Here is an 18,970-nt window from a genome sequence, read left to right as displayed (position 1 = left end):
ACCTCGATATCGCGCGGCAGGAATGGACGGCGCCAGGTTTCGCCACAATTAGGTGTCCCGATGGGTATCGGGTCACCACTGTCATTAATAATACAGCCTTCCCCATCTTGGCCAACGCCATTTGGGTGATATTCCGCGCCTTGTCCCAGGGTGCCGCCCCCGGGGGGGCGCTAGGCCGGGTCGGCGGCGGCGGACCGCCGCCGATTGCGGCGGCGCAGCGCGCGCTCCAGTTCCTGGACGCGTCCCTCGACATCCACCGAGCGTTCGGAGGTCACTTCCAAGGCGCGGTCGTCATAGACGTAACTGCCCGGGTGATCCGCCTGCCAGCACGCGACCGTCGCGTCCCGTTCCCGCAAAAGGTCAGCGATTTCATCGCGGTAGAGGCTGACCATCGCTGTGATCCAGCGGTTGAGCGGCCAGGACGGCCGCGCATGGTCGATCTGGAACCCCTCCAGCATGCGCACGACATCCTCGGCGGCGTACCAGGTTTCTCCCGTCACCCACCGGTTGGTGGTGAACAGCCGCGTCACCCGGCCCATGCCATCGACGGAAATACCCACCAGGTGACTGAGGGCGCCGTTGCCGTCAGCATCGGGCTGAAGATCCGGCAGGGGCGCGGGCGTCACCCCGTCGGGCATGCCCAACGGCCGCATAAAGGTGTGAAAGTGCCCCACCTCCTCCCCAACCAGTTCCGACTCCGGATGGGCGTGGAAGTAGAATTGGGCGTGGTATTCGCTGTCGTAAACGTCGCCGGGCGGATGGTGCTGCCACGGAACGAACGGCGGCACGGCGTCCTGCATCGCCTCGCTCAGCACGGTATCGCCGGTCTTCGCCAGCACCCGCGCGCACAGCGTCACCTCCCGCGCCGCTTCGACCAGCCGGGTCAAGGTTTCGGGCGGCATTCCGTCGATGGCGGAAGCGTCGCTGTCGGCCCCACGGAGGAAGGGCATGGGGCTGGTTCCTTCCCGCGTCAGACGCCGCCGCCGGCGCGCCGTCCGGGCTGCAAGGCCCATTCGGCCACCTGGCGGGCCAGCAGGTGGAAGGCCTCGTCATACGCGGCCAGCACGGCGGTGAAGCCAGTGCCCTTGGCCGGCACCCTGATCTCAAAGCCTTGGCTTTCCTGGATGGTGCGCCGGGGCAAGGTCACCATCTTGCACTCGACCCGGACATGAACGGTCGGCACATCCTCCACGGTCGCGTGGGGATATTCGGCCTGGAAGTCACGGATGTCGGTCAGCAGCACATAATCGGCGCGCAGGCCCGATCCCTCGCGCGCGACGCCCGTGATACGGCCGGAATACTCGAAGGACTCGATCAGCAGCCCCTGCAGCATTTCCGGCAGCGGGTCCTGCCATTCGGCGTCGAAATAGCCGAAGCCGGCCTCCATCTGCCGCAGCGGAACCCGGCTGGTGTTGAGGACGGAGGTGGTGACCGGCACGCCCACCAGCAACTGCCAGCCCACCGGCGGGGCGGGTGAGAACTCTCGCGCCGCCGTCAGGCGCACCACGTGCGGCGGGCTTTCGAAGATGGAGCAGGCCGGCAGCGCCCCCAGCGCCAGACCGCCGCCCACCAGGCCCATGCCGCGCGACAGCAGGCGTCGGCGCGTCAATGCCCCCCGCCTCCCCGTCAACGCTCCCTTTCCGGCCCCCCTCATTTCACCTCCACGCCACGCTGCCGGCCACCGAAGAGGAAGCCGGACGGATCGTTCTCAATGCGGTTGGTCACCCGCGACAGATTATTGCTGAGCGTACGCAGGTCGCCGATGAGCTGGGTCAAGTCGTAAAGACCGCTGGAGGTGAAGTCGCGGATGGGACCGCGATTCTCCTCCACCATGCCGCGGAGCTGTTCCACCGTCTGGTTCAGGTTGCGGGTCAGAACCTTAACATCCTCCGCCGACTGGTTCAGGTTGCCGCTGATGCGCTTGGCGTCGCTGCCCACCGTGTTCACCGTGGCGCGGGTGTCGACCAGCAGCGCCTCGGTCTGCTGGCTGATCTGGCGCACGCTGCCCCGCAGCTCATTCACCAGGTGGCCGGCGTCCTGCACCGTGCCGTTGGCGGCACCGGCGGTGGAGGCCAGGTTGGCCAGCATGGAGGCGAAGGCCTTCTGGTTGTCGGGTGTCATGAAGCCCGCCAGGCTGTCCGACAGCTTGATCAGGTTTTCCAGCAGGTGCGGCGCCTCCTGCAACAGGGAGGCGATGTTGCTGGGACGCGAGGGGATGACGGGGACATCCACGTTGTTCTGCGTCTCGCGCAGCAGCGGCGCCTCCTGGCTGCCACCGGCGATCTCGACATAGACGCCGCCAGTGACGCCCACCGGTTCCAGCGAGGCCACGGCGTCGGACTTGATGGGGGTGTCCTTCGGCACCTCCACCTTCACCTCGATGCGTTCCACATTGCCGGGGTCGATGCGGATGTCGGTGACGCGGCCCACCGCCACGCCGCGATAGCGCACGGGGCTGCCCGCCACCAGCCCGGTGACCGAGCCGGAGAAATAGATGCGATACGGTGTCGACGCCTTGTCGAACTGGACTTTCGCCAGCCAGACGATGGCGATGAACAGGGCCGCCGTCAGTGCCAGGATGAAGCCGCCGACGAGCGCGTAGCTGGCGCGCGTTTCCATGAGTTTCAGTCCCCAACTGCTCAGCGTTTCACGGCCGCGCGTCCGCGTGGGCCATGGAAGTAGTCATGGATCCAGGGATGCGTGTCGGCCAGCAACATGTCAATGGTTCCCACGGTGATCTTACGGTCGACCAGCACCGCAATGCGATCACAAATGGCATAAAGGCTGTCCAGATCGTGGGTCACCATGACGACGGTCAGCCCCAGGCTGCGTTGCAGGGTGCCGATCAGCTCATCGAAGGCGGCGGCGCCGATGGGGTCCAGTCCCGCCGTCGGCTCATCCAGGAACAGGATTTCCGGGTCCAGCGCCAGGGCGCGGGCCAGGCCGGCGCGCTTGCGCATGCCCCCCGACAGCTGGGACGGGTATTTGGAGCAGCTGTCCGGCGGCAGGCCGACCATGGAAATCTTGATGCGGGCCAGTTCCTGGATCAGGCAGGCGTCCAGGTGCGTATGCTCCTTCAGCGCCACCATGACGTTTTCCGCCACGGTCATGGAGCTGAACAGCGCGCCATCCTGGAACAGGACGCCCCAGCGACTCTGGATGCGGCGGCGGGCCGCGCTGTCGGCCGTCCACATATTGGTGCCCAGCACCTCCACCCGGCCGGCGGTGGGGCGCAGCAGGCCGATGATCTCCTTCAGCAGCACCGACTTGCCGGTGCCGGAGCCGCCGACGACGCCCATGACCTCGCCCCGCCGCACCTCCAGGTCCACGCCCTCATGCACCGTCTGGCGGCCGAAGCGCGTGACCAGGCCATGCACCTGGATGACAGGCTCGGCATTATTCCCCACCGCCATGTCCTTCGGGCCGTCCTGGATCATCGCCGCCCTCATATCTTGAGGTAGGAAAAGAGGATGGAGAACAGCGCGTCGAGCACGATCACCAGGAAGATGGACTCGACCACCGAGCGGGTGGTCAGCTTGCCCACGCTTTCGGCGCTGCCGGTCACGTTCAGGCCCTCGAAACAGCCGACCAGCGAGATGACCATGGCGAAGACCGGCGCCTTGATCAGGCCCACCAGCATGGTGGTCGGGCTGACGGCCACCTGCAATTGCCGCAGGAACTGGCCCAGCGTGATGTCCAGCGTGGCATAGGACATGACGGCACCACCAAACAGGCCCACCACGTCGGCGTAGAAGCTGACCAGCGGCAGGGCCACGAACAGGGCCGCCAGCCGGGGCAGGACCAGCATCTCGATGGGGTCCAGCCCCAGCACCTGCATGGCGTCCACCTCCTGGTTCACCTTCATGGTGCCGATCTGCGCCGTGAAGGCGGAGCCGGAGCGGCCGGCCACGATGATGGAGGTGATCAGCACCCCCAGCTCGCGCAGGATACCGATGCCCAACAGGTTGACGACGAAGATCTCCGCGCCGAATCGCCGCAGCTGATCAGCGCTTTGGTAAGCCAGCACCACGCCGATCAGGAAGGTCAGCAGGCCGATGATGGGCAGGGCGTTCAGGCCCACCTGTTCCAGATGGAAGAAGAAAGCCGTCCAGCGGAAGCGGCGCGGATGGCGCGCCACCCGGGCGATGGTGAGGAACACCAGCCCGAAGAAGCTCAGCAGCTGATAGGCATCCTGCGCCAGGCTGAACGCGCCCTTGCCCACCCGCTCCAGCAAATCATGGAAGGGATGGAAGGGCGTGCTGACGTCGGGGTGGCGCACCACGGCGCGGCGCACGTCGCGCAGCAGGGTGCATTGCGCGGGCGTGGCGCCCACCACGGCCACCGTCTCCCCCTCCGCCCGCAGGCGCTCGATCAGGCGGTCCAGCACCAGGGCGCCGGCGGTGTCCATGCCCGACAGGCCGGACAGGTCCAGCAGCACTTGGTCCGGCTTGCGTTCCGGCTTCAGGCGGGTCAGCGCCGTATCCAGCTGTTCCGCCGCCGCCAGGTCCCAGCGGCCCTGGGCCGCGAGCAGCCAGTGGTCGCCGTCCCATGCCGTCCTGATCACGCCGATGCCTGCCGCCGCCATCTTACCCCTTGCCGCCCCCAGGGCGCGGCTCTCCGGCGGCCCCCGCCCCCATCCTGTCGGGGGCGCCGGGCGGCCTTGCTCGTCCTTCACTTGACAGAAAGGCCCGTCGCGGGTCAACAGCAGCGGCCGCGAGGCGCCCATCCGGGATCATCCGGACGAGCGCGGCACGGCTTGGCGCTGGCATGCCAGACCAGCCTCCCCTATGATTTCGCGCCCCGGGACCGGGGCGTTTCCGTTTCCCCCCGAGGCCTTTCCCCATGGATCTCAAGAGCCACATCCGCGGCGTCCCGGACTATCCCAAGCCCGGCATCCTGTTCTACGACATCTCGCCGCTGCTGGCGCACGCCGACGCCTGGGCCGTCGCCATGGGCCGCATGGCCCGCCTGATCCAGGAAACGGGCGTCGATTTCATCGTCGGCATCGAATCCCGCGGCTTCCTGATGGCCGCCCCCCTGGCGCTGAAGCTGGGCCTGGGCTTCGCCATGGTACGCAAGAAGGGCAAGCTGCCGGGCGACGTGGTGCGCCATTCCTATGACCTGGAATACGGCAGCGACACGGTGGAAATCCAGGCCGACCTGGTGAAGCCCGGCCAGCGCGTGGTGGTGGTGGACGACCTGCTGGCCACCGGCGGCACCATGACCGCCGCCATCAAACTGCTGCGCGACGTCGGCGCCGACGTGCGCGCCGCCGCCTTCCTGATCGAGTTGGACTTCCTGGAAGGCCGCAAGAAGCTGGATGTGCCGGTGCTGTCGCTGCTGAACTACGACAAGTAATTGGTTTAGTTCGCCCTCGCCGGGCGCGGCCATCCGGCCGCTTGGCTTCCTCGCTCCGCCCTGCGGTGCTCGCTCCGGCGGACGCAGTCGCGCGTCCTACAACGGCATGAGTTAAAGCTCATGCCGTTGGCTGGACTTAACGGTTTGCGGCCTCGCTGTCGTGCCAGCGCCGGAGCGCCAGGCGCTGCACCAGCGACAGCACGGCGAAAATGGCGATGCCCAGCAGGGACAGCAGCGCCAGGGCCGCGAACATGCGCGGGGTGTTCAGGCGGTTGCTGGCGTCCACGATGCGCCAGGCGAGGCCGCTGCCCGTTCCCGACCCGGCCACGAACTCCGCCACCACCGCGCCGATGAGCGCCAGGCCGCCGGAAATCTTCATGCCCGCCAACAGGTAGGGCAAGGCCGACGGCAGCTCCAGCCGCCACAGCACCTGCCACTTGCTGGCGCCATAGAGGCGGAACAGGTCGCGCAGGCCGGCGTCGGCGGAGCGCAGGCCCAAGGTGGTGTTGCCCAGGATGGGGAAGAAGGCGACGATCCAGGCCAGGATCAGTTGCGCCAGATCCACCCGCTCGTACCCCACCCAGACCAGCAGCAGGGGTGCTATGGCCATCACCGGCGTCACCTGCAGGATGACGGCATACGGATAGAGGGCGGACGCCAGCAGGGGCGAGCGGGTGAACAGGATGGCCAGCGCCACCCCGCCCGCCACCGCCAGCGCGAAGGCCTGTAGGGTCACGGCGAGGGTGAACCACAGCGACAGGCCCAGCGTGTCCGGGTCGGCCAGCAAGGCCGCCATCACGGCGCTGGGCGGCGGCAGGACGAAGGCGGGAATGGCCAGCAGGCGCACGCCCCCCTCCCACGCGGCCAGGACGATGACGCCCAAAATCATGGGGGCCAAGCGGCGCAGCGCGCTCATGCCGCGGTCTCCCCCGATGAATGGCCCGGCGAACGCATGGCATCGGCCAAGGCCAGGGAAACCTGGCGGCAGGCGGCGGCGTAGCGGGCGTCGGTGCGCAAGGCCTCGTCCCGGGGATAGGGCAGGTCCAGCGGGATATCCGCATGGATGCGGCCCGGCCGCGGGGCCATGACGATGGCGCGGTTGGCCAGGTACACGCCCTCATAGACGCTGTGGGTCACGAACAGCACGGTGAAGCACTGCTCCCCCCACAGGGCCAGCAGGTCATCGTTCAGCTTCTGGCGTGTGATCTCATCCAGGGCGGCGAACGGCTCATCCATCAGCAGCAGACGCGGACGAGTCACCAGGGCGCGGGCGATGGAGGCGCGCATCTTCATGCCGCCCGACAGCTCACGCGGATAGGCCTGGGCGAAATCGGCCAGCCCCACCTGGGCCAACAAGGCCGCGACGCGGGCGTCGGCCTCAACACGCGGCACCTTGGCCAGGTCCAGCGGCAGGCGGACATTGTCCTGGATGCGGGCCCAGGGCATCAGCGTAGGCTCCTGGAACACCATGCCGATCCCGCCGGCGGCCGGCGGCCGGGACCAGCGGATGTCACCGGCCGAGGGGGCCACCAGGCCGGCGACATGGCGCAGGATGGTGCTCTTGCCGCAGCCGCTGGCGCCGACAATGGCCAGAAACTCCCCCTCGCCCACCGCCATCGAGATGTCGCTGAGCGCCACCGTCCCGTTGGGGTAGCGCTTGCTGACACCCCGCAATTCCAGGAATGGCGGTTCCAGAGAGGGTGCCGGGCCCTGCCCCATCGCGCGACCTCGCGTCAGTGAAATACCGGAAGGATACCGGCCTTAACCTTTACCCGAGGGACGGGCCCGGGCGCCAGTGGTGGACGCCCCCCTTTGCCACACCAGACTTGCTAGACCGGGCGGGGTAACCGATCATGGCGGGGTTTCCCGTGCGACGCACGGGTTGAACGGGGCGCCGAATCCCGCTACCTGATAAGGGTGTGCGGTTGGGCCGCCGGTTTGGCCCCCGTCTTGTTCGTTCCCAAGGAGATCCTGGTGACCCTGCCGATCCGCTTCGACGACGAAGAACCCGATAGCCCCGAGACCGCGCCGGAAGGCGGCAAGGAGGAAAAGGGCAAGGGCGCGCCCTTCTCACCCGTGGCGCAGAGCCTTTTCAAGAGCCGCACCATCCTGCTTTTCGGTGAGATCAACCAGAAGATCGCGGAAAGCACCGTCGCCCAGCTGTTCGCCATGGCGGCCGAGAGCGACGACCCCATCCGCCTGGTGATCAACTCCCAGGGCGGCCATGTCGAAAGCGGCGACAGCATCCACGACGTGCTGCAGTTCATCCGCCCGCGCGTCCTGGTCCTGGGCACCGGCTGGGTGGCCAGCGCCGGCGCGCACATCTTCCTGGGTGCGGCCAAGGAAAACCGCTACTGCCTGCCCAACACCCGTTTCCTGATCCATCAGCCGATGGGCGGGACCGGCGGCCAGGCCACCGACATCGCCATCGAGGCGCGTGAGATCGTGAAGATGCGCAAGCGTCTGAACACCATCATCGCCCGCGAAACCGGTCAGCCGCTGGAAAAGATCGAGCAGGACACCGACCGCAATTTCTGGATGTCGGCGGAAGAGGCCAAGGACTATGGCATCGTCACCCACATCATCAGCAAGGCCGACGATCTGAAGTAAGATCGCCATGCCTTGAGACGACGATCGAAGCCGCCCTCGCCCTCACCGGCGTCGGCGGCTTTTTTCTTGGCCGTTCGCCCCTTACTGGAAGCCAGCCCATGACCGCGCCCCGCTATGACGGCCCCCTGTTCATCCCCACCTACCAGCCCTTCAAGGGGGAGCGGTGGGACATGGACGTGGTGCCGCTGATCCTGTGCCCCGGCTACTGGTCGGACGCCACGATGGTGCGGGACATGGCCACCCTGGTGCGCCGCCGCCCAGGCCAGCCGACCCACGTCTGGATGTCCATGACCCCGTTCGAGATCGAAAGCCAGGAAATCGGCTGCCGCCTGGCCTGGGGCCGCACGGTGGTCATGGGCATGGGCATGGGCTGGGCCGCCTGCAACGCCGCGATCAACCCCGCCGTCACTGAGGTCATGGTGGTGGAATACGATGCCGAGGTGCTGGCGGCGGTGGAGCAGAGCGGCATCTTCCGGCAATTGCCGCCGGAGGCGGCCGCCAAGATCAGCATCCGCCAAGGGGATGCCCATCGCTGGCAGCCGGAGGACAGCGTCGCCTGCGACACGCTGATGGCCGACATCTGGCTGGGCCTGCACGGCGCCGGGCGCGAGAAAGAGGTGAAGGCCATGGCCGCCAACACCGGCGCCAAGGGCGTCTATTTCTGGGGCCAGGAAATGAACATCGCCTGGCGCCTGAAGGAGTTGGGGCTGCCGCTGGACGACGCGGGCATCGCCCATGTGATGGCCGAATGGAACCTGCCCCTGCTGGGCCCGGGCCAGCCGGACTACGCCGACAAGATGGCGCGCGCCGCGCAACGACGCCTGCAATCCCCCTTGAAAACAGCCTACAGCGACGGGACACCGCCAGCAGTTTGACGCCCCGTCCCGGCGCCCCCTCGCCTGCCAGTCGTCCCCCTTGGCCCCAGAAGGGTGCTGAGGTCCCACAGTGCCGACCAAAATATGCACAATAATGCAATGACTTAACCGTGTTGCCATTCCTTCACGGCACCGTCATCGGCCCGTCATTCACATAAGATAATTTAATTTTCATTAATATTCGGCCCGATAGAGGCCACCCGTGCCCACCGGAACGGTCGGCGCGACACAAATCATGGCAATTGGGATCCTCGCGATGCACAAGAAGGCTAAGAGCCTTTTGCTGGCGTGCTCTGCCTTGAGCGGAAACGCCGTTTTGTTGCCCGTCCTGATGCTGGCGGCGTTGTCCGCCCAGAACCAGGCGCAGGCGGGTGTGGTGTCCGGTCAGGTCACTGACCGGGCCAGTGGCGCGGCCATCGGTGGCGCGGTCCTGTCCCTGGGCGGCCGCACCGTGGTCAGTGGCCGGGACGGGCGCTACGCCTTTCCCGACCTGCCCGCCGGCAAGTACGATCTGTCGGTTCGGGTGGGTGACGGCGCGCCGGTGCGCCAGCCGGTCGAAATCCCAGCCCAGGGGGATGCGCGCAGCGACGTCGTGCTGGCTGGCGTGGCGGCGAGCGGTGTCGGCGAAGTGGTCGTCACCGGCCAGAAAGAGCGTGACCGCTCCATCGTCGACCAGATGGCCGCCCCCGGCACTGTCAGCGTCCTGACCGCCGAGGCCATGAAGCGCAACCCCGACACCAACGTCGCCGAGGCGCTGGCCCGCCTGCCCGGTGTCGCGGTCGCCACCAACGCCACCTCCGGCTCCCCCAGCCAGGGCAACCACAATGGCGTGGATGCGGCCGGTCGCGGCCAGGGTGAGTTCGTGTCCTTGCGGGGCATGGACCCGGAATACAACGTCAACCTGATCAACGGCGCCAACGTGGCCGAGGGCATGCCCTATGGCCGGCAGGTGGAACTGAGCCTGCTGCCGCCCTTCGGCATGGACAAGGTGGTGGTGTCCAAGACCTCCACCCCCGATATGGACGGTGACGCGGTGGGCGGCACCTTCGACTTCCGCACCCACTCCGCCTTCGATTTCGACGCGCCGCTGCTGCGGGTCTATGCCCAGGGCACCTTGAGCGGCCGGGCGCTGGACTACGGCCTGGACGCCGGCGGCGGCATCGGCCAGGTGGAGGTGGCGGACCGCTTCGGTCCCGACAAGCGGTTCGGCGCCTATGTCACCGCCTACTACGGCAAGCGCAACTTCGTCAGCAGCATGCAGGATTACCAGGTCGGTCAGTGGGAATTCCTGCAGACGACCTCGGAACAGGGCGCCAGCGCCCCCGGCGTGGACAAGGCCAGCAACCTGCTGCTGACCAGCCTGAACGCCCAGTTCACGCGGGGCACCCAGGAACGCTATGGCGGCAACCTCTCGCTGGATTGGCAGGGCGACGCCACCAGCCTGCACCTGCGCACCACCTACGCCAAATCCGACATCCGCCAGGAGGTCTATCAGAAGGGCCTGCAGGCCGACGGCTACTCGGCAGCCACCCAGCTGTCCAACGGGCTGTACCTGAACGCGGAAAGCGACGCCGACGAACATTACTGGTTCGAAACGGCGCCGGAAGTCTCGGAACTGATGACCAGCCAACTGGGCGGCACGACCCACCTGGACCGGCTGACCCTGGACTATGACGTGTTCTACAGCTGGGGGCAGAATTCCGCGCCCGACCACGCCGAATTCGCCTATCAGACGGGCGGCCTGGGCAGCCCCTTCCTGCTGACCTACAACAGCGCGGGATACCCCATCCCCGTGCTGACGGCCGCCCAGCGGGCCTACTTCAACAACACCGCCAATTACACGGCCATCGACGGCAGCGGCGAGTTCACCGAATCCTATAGCGAACAGCGCAAGCTGGGCGCCCACCTGGACGCCACCTACCAGATGGGCGATGGGCTGCTGGACTACATCAAGGCCGGCGCCAAGATGGTGGACAGCCACCGCTTCGCCTATTCCCGCGATTACAGCGACCTGCAGCCCTACCCGGCGGGCTCCAGCCTGGCCAGCAACCCCTATATCCAGGACGGCCAGCTCTCCGCCATCATCCCCGGCGTCTACGATTACACCGTGCCCCTGGGCGATGGCGACGGGCTGTCCGCCGCGCTGAAGAAGCTGGCCTATCAGCGGACGCTGTCGGCCGATGACTACAACGGCAACACCCTGCGGGGGGGCGAGGCGGTCTACGCCGCCTACATCATGGCCGGCATCAAGCGCGACGGGTGGGAGGTCATCCCCGGCTTGCGGTTCGAGCACACGCGCATCGCCAACACCTATTGGAACACGGCATCGGGCGATGGCCAGGTGTCGTCGTGGCAGTCCAACAGCACCGTGTACAACGAGGCGCTGCCCAGCCTGCATGTGAACTACCGCCCGGACGACGGCGGCGTCTATCGCGCCGCCATCTGGACCAGCTACATGCGGCCGGCCCTCTACCAGCTGGGCGGCGGGTCCCAGACCTCGCTCAATTCCGACGGCACCATCAGCATCACCCAGGGCAACCCCAACCTGAAGCCGACGGAATCGGTCAATTACGACCTGTCGGGCGAATGGGTCCTGGATACCGGCACCCACCTGATGGCCGGCGCCTTCTACAAGGCGCTGTCGCATTACCTCTATGACCGCGGCACCGACTATCACGCGTCGGCCGTGGCGCAGACGGGGGTGTCCAGCATCTCCCAGCCGGTGAACGGCGGCAGCGGCCATGTCTATGGCATCGAGCTGACGGCGAACCAGGAACTGCGCACACTGGCGCCCGGCGCCCTGGACGGCTTCAGCCTGGGGGGCAACCTGACGCTTCAGCAGGCGGCCGTTCACCTGAACAGCAGCGGCATCGAGGACACGTCCCCCATGCAGGGCACGCCCCACGTGCTGTTCAACGCCTCGCTGTCCTATGACAGGGGGGGCTTCGACACCACCCTGTCCTACCGCTACAGCGGCGACAGCCTGGTCCGCTATCGCTTCGGCACCTTCGGCGGCAACGCCTTGAATGAATGGCTGCGCGCCACGCAGCGGCTGGACCTGTCGGCCGGCTACACCTTCGCCACGGGCCTGCAGGTGGGCTTCGCCGTGCAGAACCTGCTGGACGACTACAGCTACTACCGCACCATCGGCCGCACGGCGAACGCCATCCCGGAAATCGTGGAGCCCGGCCGCAGCTATATGTTCAACGCGACCTACACCTACTGATCCCACCTTGGCCTGATCCAACCTTGGCTGATGGAAGGCGCGCGGGCCCGAGGGCCTGTGCGCCTTCCTGCCATTTCGGGGCCGTCATTGTGGAGGCGTCACTGGCCGCATGGCTCACGCTGCAATGCAGCATGACAACGCTTACCCATTTTCGGCGATGCTAGGGGCACATCGTTCAGCCGCTGTTGTTTCCTCCGGAGTGCCCTCCCGTGCCCTTGCCCCTGCTCGCCCTCGCCATCGCCTCCTTTGGCATCGGCACGACCGAGTTCGTGATCATGGGCATGTTGCCGGACCTGGCCCAGGATTTGGGCGTCAGCATCCCCCAGGCCGGCATGCTGGTCACCGCCTATGCCTTGAGCGTGGTGGTGGGCGCGCCCGTGCTGGCGGTCGCCACGGCCCGCCTGCCGCGCAAGAGCGCGCTGATCGGCCTCATGGGCATTTTCATTCTCGGCAATCTGTTCTGTGCGCTGGCCCCCAGCTATGGCCTGCTGATGGCGGCCCGCATCGTCACCGCCCTGTCGCACGGCACCTTCTTCGGCGTGGGTGCCGTGGTGGCCGCCGGTCTGGTGCCGCGGCACAAGCGCGGCCAAGCCATCTCGTTGATGTTTTCCGGCCTGACGCTGGCCAACGTGCTGGGCGTGCCGCTGGGCACGGCCCTGGGGCATGAGTTGGGCTGGCGCGCCACCTTCTGGGCGGTGGTCGCTATCGGTATCGTCGCCGCCTCGGCGCTGGCCCTGTGGCTGCCCCGCGGCCTGCCTGGCAGCAGCGGCGGCAGCCTGCTGGGCGAATTCCGCGTGCTGGGCCGCCCCCAGGTGGCCATGGCCATGATGATCAGCGTCATCTCCTCCGCCAGCCTGTTCAGCGTGCTGACCTACATCACCCCGCTGCTGGAGCATGTCACGGGCTTCACGCCCGATCAGGTGACCTATGTCCTGTTGCTGTTCGGCGTGGGGCTGACGGTGGGCAACCTTCTGGGGGGGCGCCTGGCGGATTGGAAGATGATGCCCGTGGTGATGACCACCTTCGGCCTCATCGCCCTGATCCAGGTGGCCTTGGTGTGGACCAGCGCCACGCCGATGGGCGCGGTTCCGACCCTGGTACTGTGGGGCATCGCCGCCTTCTGCGTCGGCTCGCCGCTGCAGATGCGGGTGGTGGACCAGGCGCGCGGAGCGCCCAACCTAGCCTCCACCCTGAACCAGGGGGCGTTCAACATGGGCAATGCCCTGGGCGCCTGGTTCGGCGGCATCGCCATCGACCATGGCGTGAGCTACGTCCACCTGCCCTGGCTGGGTGCCGGCCTGGCCATCTGCGCGCTGACGCTGACCGCCATCGCCGCCGCGACCGACCGGGGCCAGCCCCAGTCTGGTGAAGAGGGGGAGCAAGCGTGCGCCGGCTACGCCCATTGACACGTGGCGCGCCCTTACACCCTACCGCGCACATCCTTTGATTGCGGGCCGTTTACGCCGACGGGCCCCTTTAACCAAATTCCGCTGCCCACACTTGCGCCAGATCAAACTTGGCGCGGCGCCCTGCCCTGATCGGCAAACCGCCGAAAGCGTTAACTCTTCTTTTACCCGTTTCAGCCCCTTCATTATACATTCATAGGAAACGCATCAATCCAGTAAACCCCCTTTCAGGAAGCGAGACTTGGGAATGACCATTCGTCAGAAATTGCTTGGCATGGTTGGTTTACTGGCATTGTTAACATGTTTACTTGCCATTCAGCGCGCCGTTCAGGCGATTGACAACCTGGCGGCGGCCCGTCGTGTTTCGGTGGCCGAAGGGGCGGCATCGGCGGTGCTGGAAGCGGCCACGCGGATGGCGGTGGAGCGCGGGCTGACCAACGTCCTGCTGTCGTCGGCCACAGTGGACCCGGCCGCACGCAAGGCGGCCGCCGACGCCCGCGACGCCGCCGTGCGGGAGGGGCAGTCCGCCCTGGCCCAGGCAGAGGCCGCGGGACTGGACGCGAAGGTCGCCCGCACCGCCTGGCAGGCGCTGGACACGGCGCGTCAGGCGGCTTGGCAAGCGGTGGACCAAGCGGGTCCCCGGGACGCGGCCGCCTGGTTCGGACCGGCCACCCGAGCCATCGATGCCATGCTGGCGTTCAAGGACCGCATCGGCGACGCCCTGCCCGCCTCGGCCGACACCCGCCTGGTCGACACCTTGGCCCTGGCGGCCGATCTGGCGCAGCTCAGCGAGCAGATTGGGCGCGAACGCGGCCTGCTGGCGGGCGTGCTGGCGGCCGGCAAGCCCTTGTCGCCCGCCCAGATGGAAAGCCTGGGCCGCGCGGAAGGCGCCGCCGCACAAAGCGCGGCCTCCGTCGGCGCGAGGGCGGCACGGCATGGCGCGGACTTCGTCGCGGCGACCGCCGCCACCGAAGACGCGCTCAAGGGCATCAACGACACGATCAGCAGCATCGTCGCGGCATCCAACCAAGGGACAGCCTATCCCACTGACGGCAAAAGCTGGTTCGCATCGGCGACGGAGGCCATCGGCAAGGCCGTCGCGGCCCGGCACGCGGTCGAGGAGCTGGTACGGGATCACATCCGGGCCTTCGGGCGGACTGCTTGGCTGAACCTGATGTTCAGCCTGGGCCTGGCCGGCGGGTGCGTCCTGGTCGTGCTGGTCACCTTGTGGGTGGTGGCGCGACAGTTGCTGCGCCCCCTGGACACCCTGCGCCAGGTCATCGCCCGGCTGGCCACCAAGGATTATGCCGTGGAGGTTCCATTCTGCGACCGCGCCGATGAGGTGGGCGAGATCGCGGGGGCCGTCGCCATCCTACGCACCAACGCCATGGCGGCCGACACGCTGGCCGCCCAGCAACTGGCCGAGGAACGGGCCAAGGAAGCCCGGCGCCAGCGCCTGGAAGCGGCCACGCGGGAGTTCGCGGCCTCCATCGACAAGGTGGTGCGGGGCTTCTCCGGCGCCGAACAATCCCTGCGCGACGCCGCCGGCAGCCTCACCGTCTCCGCCGACGACACCATGGCCCTGTCCAACAATGTGGCCGGTGCCGCCGAGGAGACCTCCGCCAACGTGCAGACGGTGGCGGCGGCGGCCGAGCAGTTGAGCCAGTCCATCACCGAGATCTCCCGGCAAATGAGCGATGCCGCCAGCACCGCCAACAAGGCGGTTGAGGAAGCCTCGGTCACCAAGCGGTCCATCGACGGATTGGCCGCCGCCGCCCAGCGCATCGGGCAGGTGCTGGACCTGATCCAGGCCATCGCCAGCCAGACCAACCTGCTGGCTCTGAACGCTACCATCGAAGCCGCCCGCGCCGGTGATGCGGGCAAGGGCTTCACGGTGGTGGCCAGCGAGGTCAAGGCCCTGGCCGGGCAGACGGGCAAAGCCACGGAGGAGATCCAGTCGCAGGTGGACGCGATCCGGGGGGAAACCGCCCTGGCCGTGGCCGCCATCGACGGCATCGCCGCCACCATCGCCCACATGAACGAGATCACCACCGGCGTGGCCTCGGCGGTGGAGGAACAAGGGGCGGCGACACGGGAAATCGCCCGTAACGTGCAGGAGGCGTCCATCGGCACCCGTGCCGTTTCCGCCAACATCGTGGGCGTGCGCGAGGCGGCGGATGGCACGGGGGCCGCGACCGGCAGCGTCATCGCCTCCTCCGACCTGCTGGGTAAGGAGGCCGATACCCTGCGCGCCGTGGTCAGCCGCTTCCTGGACGCGGTCAAAGCGGCCTGAAACTACTCTCCCAAAAAAAATTTAGCGCCGCCGGAATAATTCGGCGGCGCCGGCGTCCACCTCGGTAAGGGCCCACCACCGGGCCCATCCATCCCCCATGGATCAGAGGGACGCCGGCCCATGCCAGCCTCATACACGATCAAGGACATCCTTCGCCGCGGCGGTCTGCTGCCGCTGCTGGCCATCGGCGCCGTGGCCGGCGGCGCCACCGCCGCCTTCGCCTTCGCCGGCGGCTGGCTGACGCCAGGCCACCTGCACCCGGCACAAATCGTCAATGCCCTGGAGGGGCATGACGGCCGGCATGAAGGATTTCGCCGCGCCCATGCCAAGGGCCTGTGCGTGGTGGGCCATTTCGACGGCAACGGCCAAGGCTTGGCCCTGAGCAAGGCCAGCCTGTTCCGGCACGCCACCACGCCGGTCATCGGCCGCTTCTCCCTGGCGGGCGGCGTGCCCAACGCGGGTGACGGCCGTGTCACCTTCCACAGCCTGGCGCTGAAGTTCGACCTGCCGGGCGGGGAGCAATGGCGGATGGCGCTGAACCACGTGCCGGTCTTCCCTGTGGCCACCCCGCAGGCCTTCCTGGATTTCCAGCTGGCGACCACGCCCGACCCCGCCACCGGCAAACCCGCCCCCGCCAAGGTGCAGGCCTATATGGCCCGGCATCCGGAAACCAAGGCCTTCGTCGACTACATGGCCAAAGCCCCCCTGCCCGACAGCTTCGCCAACGCCAGCTACAACAGCGTCAACGCCTTCCGCTTCACCAATGACCAGGGCCAAAGCCGGCTGGTGCGCTGGATTTTCACGCCCGAGGCGCCCTTTGGGGAGCTGGACAAGACGACGCTGGCCAGCCTGCCGCGCGACTTCCTGTTCGATGAGGTGGCGGGGCGGTTGGCGCAAGGGCCCCTGGTCTGGCACCTGTCCATCATCCTGCCCAACGCGGGCGACCCCACCGATGACGCCACCAAGGCCTGGCCGGACGATCGCCAGCGGGTGGAGGTCGGCACCCTGACCATCGACCGCGCGGTGACCGAGGATGAGGGCCCCTGCCGCGATGTGAACTTCGATCCCACCATCCTGCCGGCGGGGGTGGCACCCTCCGACGATCCGCTGCTGGCCGCGCGGTCTTCCGTCTACGCCGTGGGCTACACCCGACGCACAGGTGAGCCGGCGGCCCCCAGCGCCCTGGCCAACGACAAGGCCTTCCCCGCCCCCGTTTCCGGCCAGTCCGCCGCCAAGGAGCCCGCGCAATGACCTCGACCACCTTCAGCGGCCCCGCTCGCCTGCTGCACTGGATCATGGCCGTCCTGATCATCGCCATGCTGTTCATCGGCGTGGCCATGGTCGCCACCGTGGGCACCAGCCACAACTGGCTGGTGCCGTTGCACAAGTCCGTGGGCGCCACGCTGCTGGTGCTGGTGCTGGCCCGTCTGGCTGTGCGCGCCATCCACCGGCCCCCGCCGCTGCCGGCGGAGATGCCCGGCCCGCAAAAGGCCATCGCCCATCTGTCGCACCTGGTGCTGTACGCCCTGATGATCGCCCTACCGCTGGTGGGCTGGTCCATGCTGTCGGCCGGTGGCTATCCCATCACCGTCTTTGGGGCGCTGCACCTGCCGCCGCTGCTGTCGCCGGACCGGGCGCTGTACGCCACCTTGCGCCACCTGCACACCTATCTGGCGTACACTTTGTTCCTTACGGTGATCGCCCACTTGTCCGCTGCCTTGATGCATGGCCTGCTGTTCAAGGATGGCGTGTTCCAGAGCATGGCGGCCTGGCGCACCCGGCGCTGACCGCGGAAACCTGGACCCAGGGGCATGGCCATGAAGGATATGATGCTGCTGGTCGAGCCGCTGATACCGGCGTTGCGGCGGTATGCGCGGGCGCTGGTGAAGAACCACGCCACGGCGGACGACCTGGTGCAGGACTGCCTGGAACGCGCCGTGAGCCGCTGGCACCAGCGGCGGGCGGATGGTGACGCCCGCACCTGGCTGTTCACCATCCTGCACAACCTGGCCGTCAGCCATATCCGCCAGAACCGCCGGCGCGGCGGCCATGTCGCGCTGGACGCCGGGATCGACGAGGCCATGATCGCCCGCCCCGCGACGCAGGAAGACGCCCTGCACCACGCCGACGTGATGCGGGCGCTGCACACCCTGCCGGAGGAGCAGCGCAGCGTGCTGCTGCTGGTGTCGGTCGAGGACCTGACCTATGCCGAGGCGGCACGGGTGCTGGACATTCCCATCGGCACCGTCATGTCCCGCCTGGCCCGCGCACGGGAGAAACTGTCGCAGAAGATGGAGGGGACGCCGCCCTATGAAACGACCAAAAGCGGCGCCACCATTCATCGCCCCGCTTTCGGCGCGGGAATCTTCAGGAGAGTGAAATGACCGCCGGCCGCCCCATCACCGAGGAAGATCTGCACGCCTATGTCGATGGCGCCCTGGACGCCCGGCGGCTGGCGGAGGTGGAGGCGTACCTGTCCACCCACGCCGACGCCGCCCACCGGGTGGCCGCGTACGCTGGCCAGCGCGCCACCCTGCGCGCCGCCCTGGCCCCCATCGCGGAGGAACCGGTGCCGGACCGGCTGAACCTCGCCCACCTGATCGAGGCGCGGCGGCATGAGCGGGCGCGGTCCTGGCTTTCCCCCGCCGGCGCCGGGCCCTGGCGCAGCATGGCCGCCGCCGTCGCCCTGGTGCTGGTCGGCGGGGTGGGTGGCTGGTCCATGCATGGGATGACCGCCGGCAGGGCGCCCATGACCCCGGTGGCCATGCTGACGCAAGAGGCGATGGACAATTATCGCGTTTATGCCGCCGACAGGACGCGGCCGGTGGAGATGTCCGCCAGCGACCAGGAGCAGTTGCTGCAATGGGTGTCGCAGCGCCTGGACCGCAAGGTGGCCGTGCCCGACCTGTCGGCCGCCGGCTATCGCTTCATGGGCGGGCGTCTGGTCGCCACACCACATGGGCCTGGCGCCATGTTCTTTTATGACGACAGCGCCGGCAACCGCATCGCCATGCTGGTCCGTCCCATGAAACTGGACGGCGACGCCCCCATGACCGAGCACCGGAAGGACGCCGTGGGCGGCGTGACCTGGGCCAACAGCGGACTGGGCTACAGCCTGGTGGCCGACGCCCCGCCACAAGCGCTGCACCCCCTGGCGGACGAAGCCCGACGGCAGTTGCGCGCCAAGATTTGAGATTCCGCG

17 protein-coding genes are annotated in these 18,970 nt (G+C 67.8%); 10 read left to right on the top strand and 7 right to left on the bottom strand.

The window, feature by feature from the left end; all coding sequences use genetic code 11:
- Positions 1 to 170 precede the first annotated feature (170 nt).
- Genes FBZ90_RS05655 through FBZ90_RS05635 form a run of 5 tightly spaced genes read right to left on the bottom strand, consistent with a single transcriptional unit; the run spans position 171 to position 4,585 of the window.
- Complete coding sequence (locus FBZ90_RS05655; protein WP_145730057.1) at positions 171 to 950, bottom strand: DUF6969 family protein; 780 nt, start codon at positions 948 to 950, stop codon at positions 171 to 173.
- Positions 951 to 970: 20 nt separating this feature from the next.
- Positions 971 to 1,609: an ABC-type transport auxiliary lipoprotein family protein gene (locus tag FBZ90_RS05650; RefSeq protein ID WP_186455626.1), complete on the bottom strand. Its 639-nt coding sequence runs from the start codon at positions 1,607 to 1,609 to the stop codon at positions 971 to 973.
- A gap of 41 nt (positions 1,610 to 1,650) precedes the next feature.
- A complete protein-coding gene (locus FBZ90_RS05645; RefSeq protein ID WP_145730055.1) occupies positions 1,651 to 2,619 on the bottom strand; it encodes an MlaD family protein in 969 nt (322 codons plus the stop codon).
- 20 nt (positions 2,620 to 2,639) lie between these two features.
- On the bottom strand, positions 2,640 to 3,437 hold the full coding sequence (locus tag FBZ90_RS05640; RefSeq protein ID WP_145730054.1) for an ABC transporter ATP-binding protein: 798 nt from the start codon (positions 3,435 to 3,437) through the stop codon (positions 2,640 to 2,642).
- An 8-nt stretch (positions 3,438 to 3,445) separates the two neighbouring features.
- A complete protein-coding gene (locus FBZ90_RS05635; RefSeq protein WP_145730053.1) occupies positions 3,446 to 4,585 on the bottom strand; it encodes an MlaE family lipid ABC transporter permease subunit in 1,140 nt (379 codons plus the stop codon).
- 257 nt (positions 4,586 to 4,842) lie between these two features.
- Between FBZ90_RS05635 and FBZ90_RS05630 the strand changes: the two genes are divergently transcribed.
- Entirely contained in the window at positions 4,843 to 5,358 is a 516-nt protein-coding gene (locus tag FBZ90_RS05630) for an adenine phosphoribosyltransferase (RefSeq protein ID WP_145730052.1), read from the top strand.
- Positions 5,359 to 5,494: 136 nt separating this feature from the next.
- On the opposite strand, the gene FBZ90_RS05625 is transcribed toward FBZ90_RS05630, so the two are convergent.
- Both FBZ90_RS05625 and FBZ90_RS05620 read right to left on the bottom strand, forming a co-directional pair.
- Complete coding sequence (locus FBZ90_RS05625) at positions 5,495 to 6,274, bottom strand: ABC transporter permease (RefSeq protein ID WP_145730051.1); 780 nt, start codon at positions 6,272 to 6,274, stop codon at positions 5,495 to 5,497.
- A complete protein-coding gene (locus FBZ90_RS05620) occupies positions 6,271 to 7,077 on the bottom strand; it encodes an ABC transporter ATP-binding protein (RefSeq protein WP_145730050.1) in 807 nt (268 codons plus the stop codon). Before FBZ90_RS05620 ends, FBZ90_RS05625 begins: the two co-directional genes overlap by 4 nt.
- Positions 7,078 to 7,332: 255 nt before the next feature.
- Here FBZ90_RS05620 and FBZ90_RS05615 point away from each other — a divergent pair, with 255 nt between their 5' ends.
- The 9 genes from FBZ90_RS05615 to FBZ90_RS05575 all read left to right on the top strand — a co-directional run bounded on the left by FBZ90_RS05615 (position 7,333) and on the right by FBZ90_RS05575 (position 18,961).
- On the top strand, positions 7,333 to 7,968 hold the full coding sequence (locus FBZ90_RS05615; protein ID WP_416211127.1) for an ATP-dependent Clp protease proteolytic subunit: 636 nt from the start codon (positions 7,333 to 7,335) through the stop codon (positions 7,966 to 7,968).
- A gap of 98 nt (positions 7,969 to 8,066) precedes the next feature.
- A complete protein-coding gene (locus tag FBZ90_RS05610; RefSeq protein WP_145730049.1) occupies positions 8,067 to 8,843 on the top strand; it encodes a hypothetical protein in 777 nt (258 codons plus the stop codon).
- A 298-nt stretch (positions 8,844 to 9,141) separates the two neighbouring features.
- Positions 9,142 to 12,069, top strand: coding sequence for a TonB-dependent receptor (locus FBZ90_RS05605; RefSeq protein WP_186455625.1), 2,928 nt, complete (start codon positions 9,142 to 9,144; stop codon positions 12,067 to 12,069).
- A gap of 209 nt (positions 12,070 to 12,278) precedes the next feature.
- Positions 12,279 to 13,475, top strand: coding sequence for an MFS transporter (locus FBZ90_RS05600; RefSeq protein WP_145730047.1), 1,197 nt, complete (start codon positions 12,279 to 12,281; stop codon positions 13,473 to 13,475).
- Positions 13,476 to 13,749: 274 nt separating this feature from the next.
- Entirely contained in the window at positions 13,750 to 15,768 is a 2,019-nt protein-coding gene (locus FBZ90_RS05595) for a methyl-accepting chemotaxis protein (protein ID WP_186455624.1), read from the top strand.
- Between the two features lie 120 nt (positions 15,769 to 15,888).
- Positions 15,889 to 17,019, top strand: a complete 1,131-nt coding sequence (locus FBZ90_RS05590) for a catalase family peroxidase (RefSeq protein ID WP_246130171.1) — start codon at positions 15,889 to 15,891, stop codon at positions 17,017 to 17,019.
- Positions 17,016 to 17,555, top strand: coding sequence for a cytochrome b (locus tag FBZ90_RS05585; protein WP_145730045.1), 540 nt, complete (start codon positions 17,016 to 17,018; stop codon positions 17,553 to 17,555). The genes FBZ90_RS05590 and FBZ90_RS05585 overlap by 4 nt, the downstream gene beginning before the upstream one ends.
- Before the next feature lie 24 nt (positions 17,556 to 17,579).
- Entirely contained in the window at positions 17,580 to 18,152 is a 573-nt protein-coding gene (locus FBZ90_RS05580; RefSeq protein WP_338121705.1) for a sigma-70 family RNA polymerase sigma factor, read from the top strand.
- Positions 18,149 to 18,961 carry an anti-sigma factor family protein gene (locus FBZ90_RS05575; protein ID WP_145730044.1) on the top strand — a complete coding sequence of 271 codons (813 nt, stop codon included), beginning with the start codon at positions 18,149 to 18,151 and terminating at the stop codon, positions 18,959 to 18,961. The genes FBZ90_RS05580 and FBZ90_RS05575 overlap by 4 nt, the downstream gene beginning before the upstream one ends.
- The last annotated feature ends 9 nt before the right edge of the window (positions 18,962 to 18,970 follow it).

Origin of the sequence: Nitrospirillum pindoramense (assembly GCF_007827955.1) — a bacterium.
In the GTDB taxonomy this organism is placed as follows: Bacteria; Pseudomonadota; Alphaproteobacteria; order Azospirillales; family Azospirillaceae; genus Nitrospirillum; species Nitrospirillum amazonense_B.
This window is presented reverse-complemented; position numbering and strand designations above follow the sequence as displayed.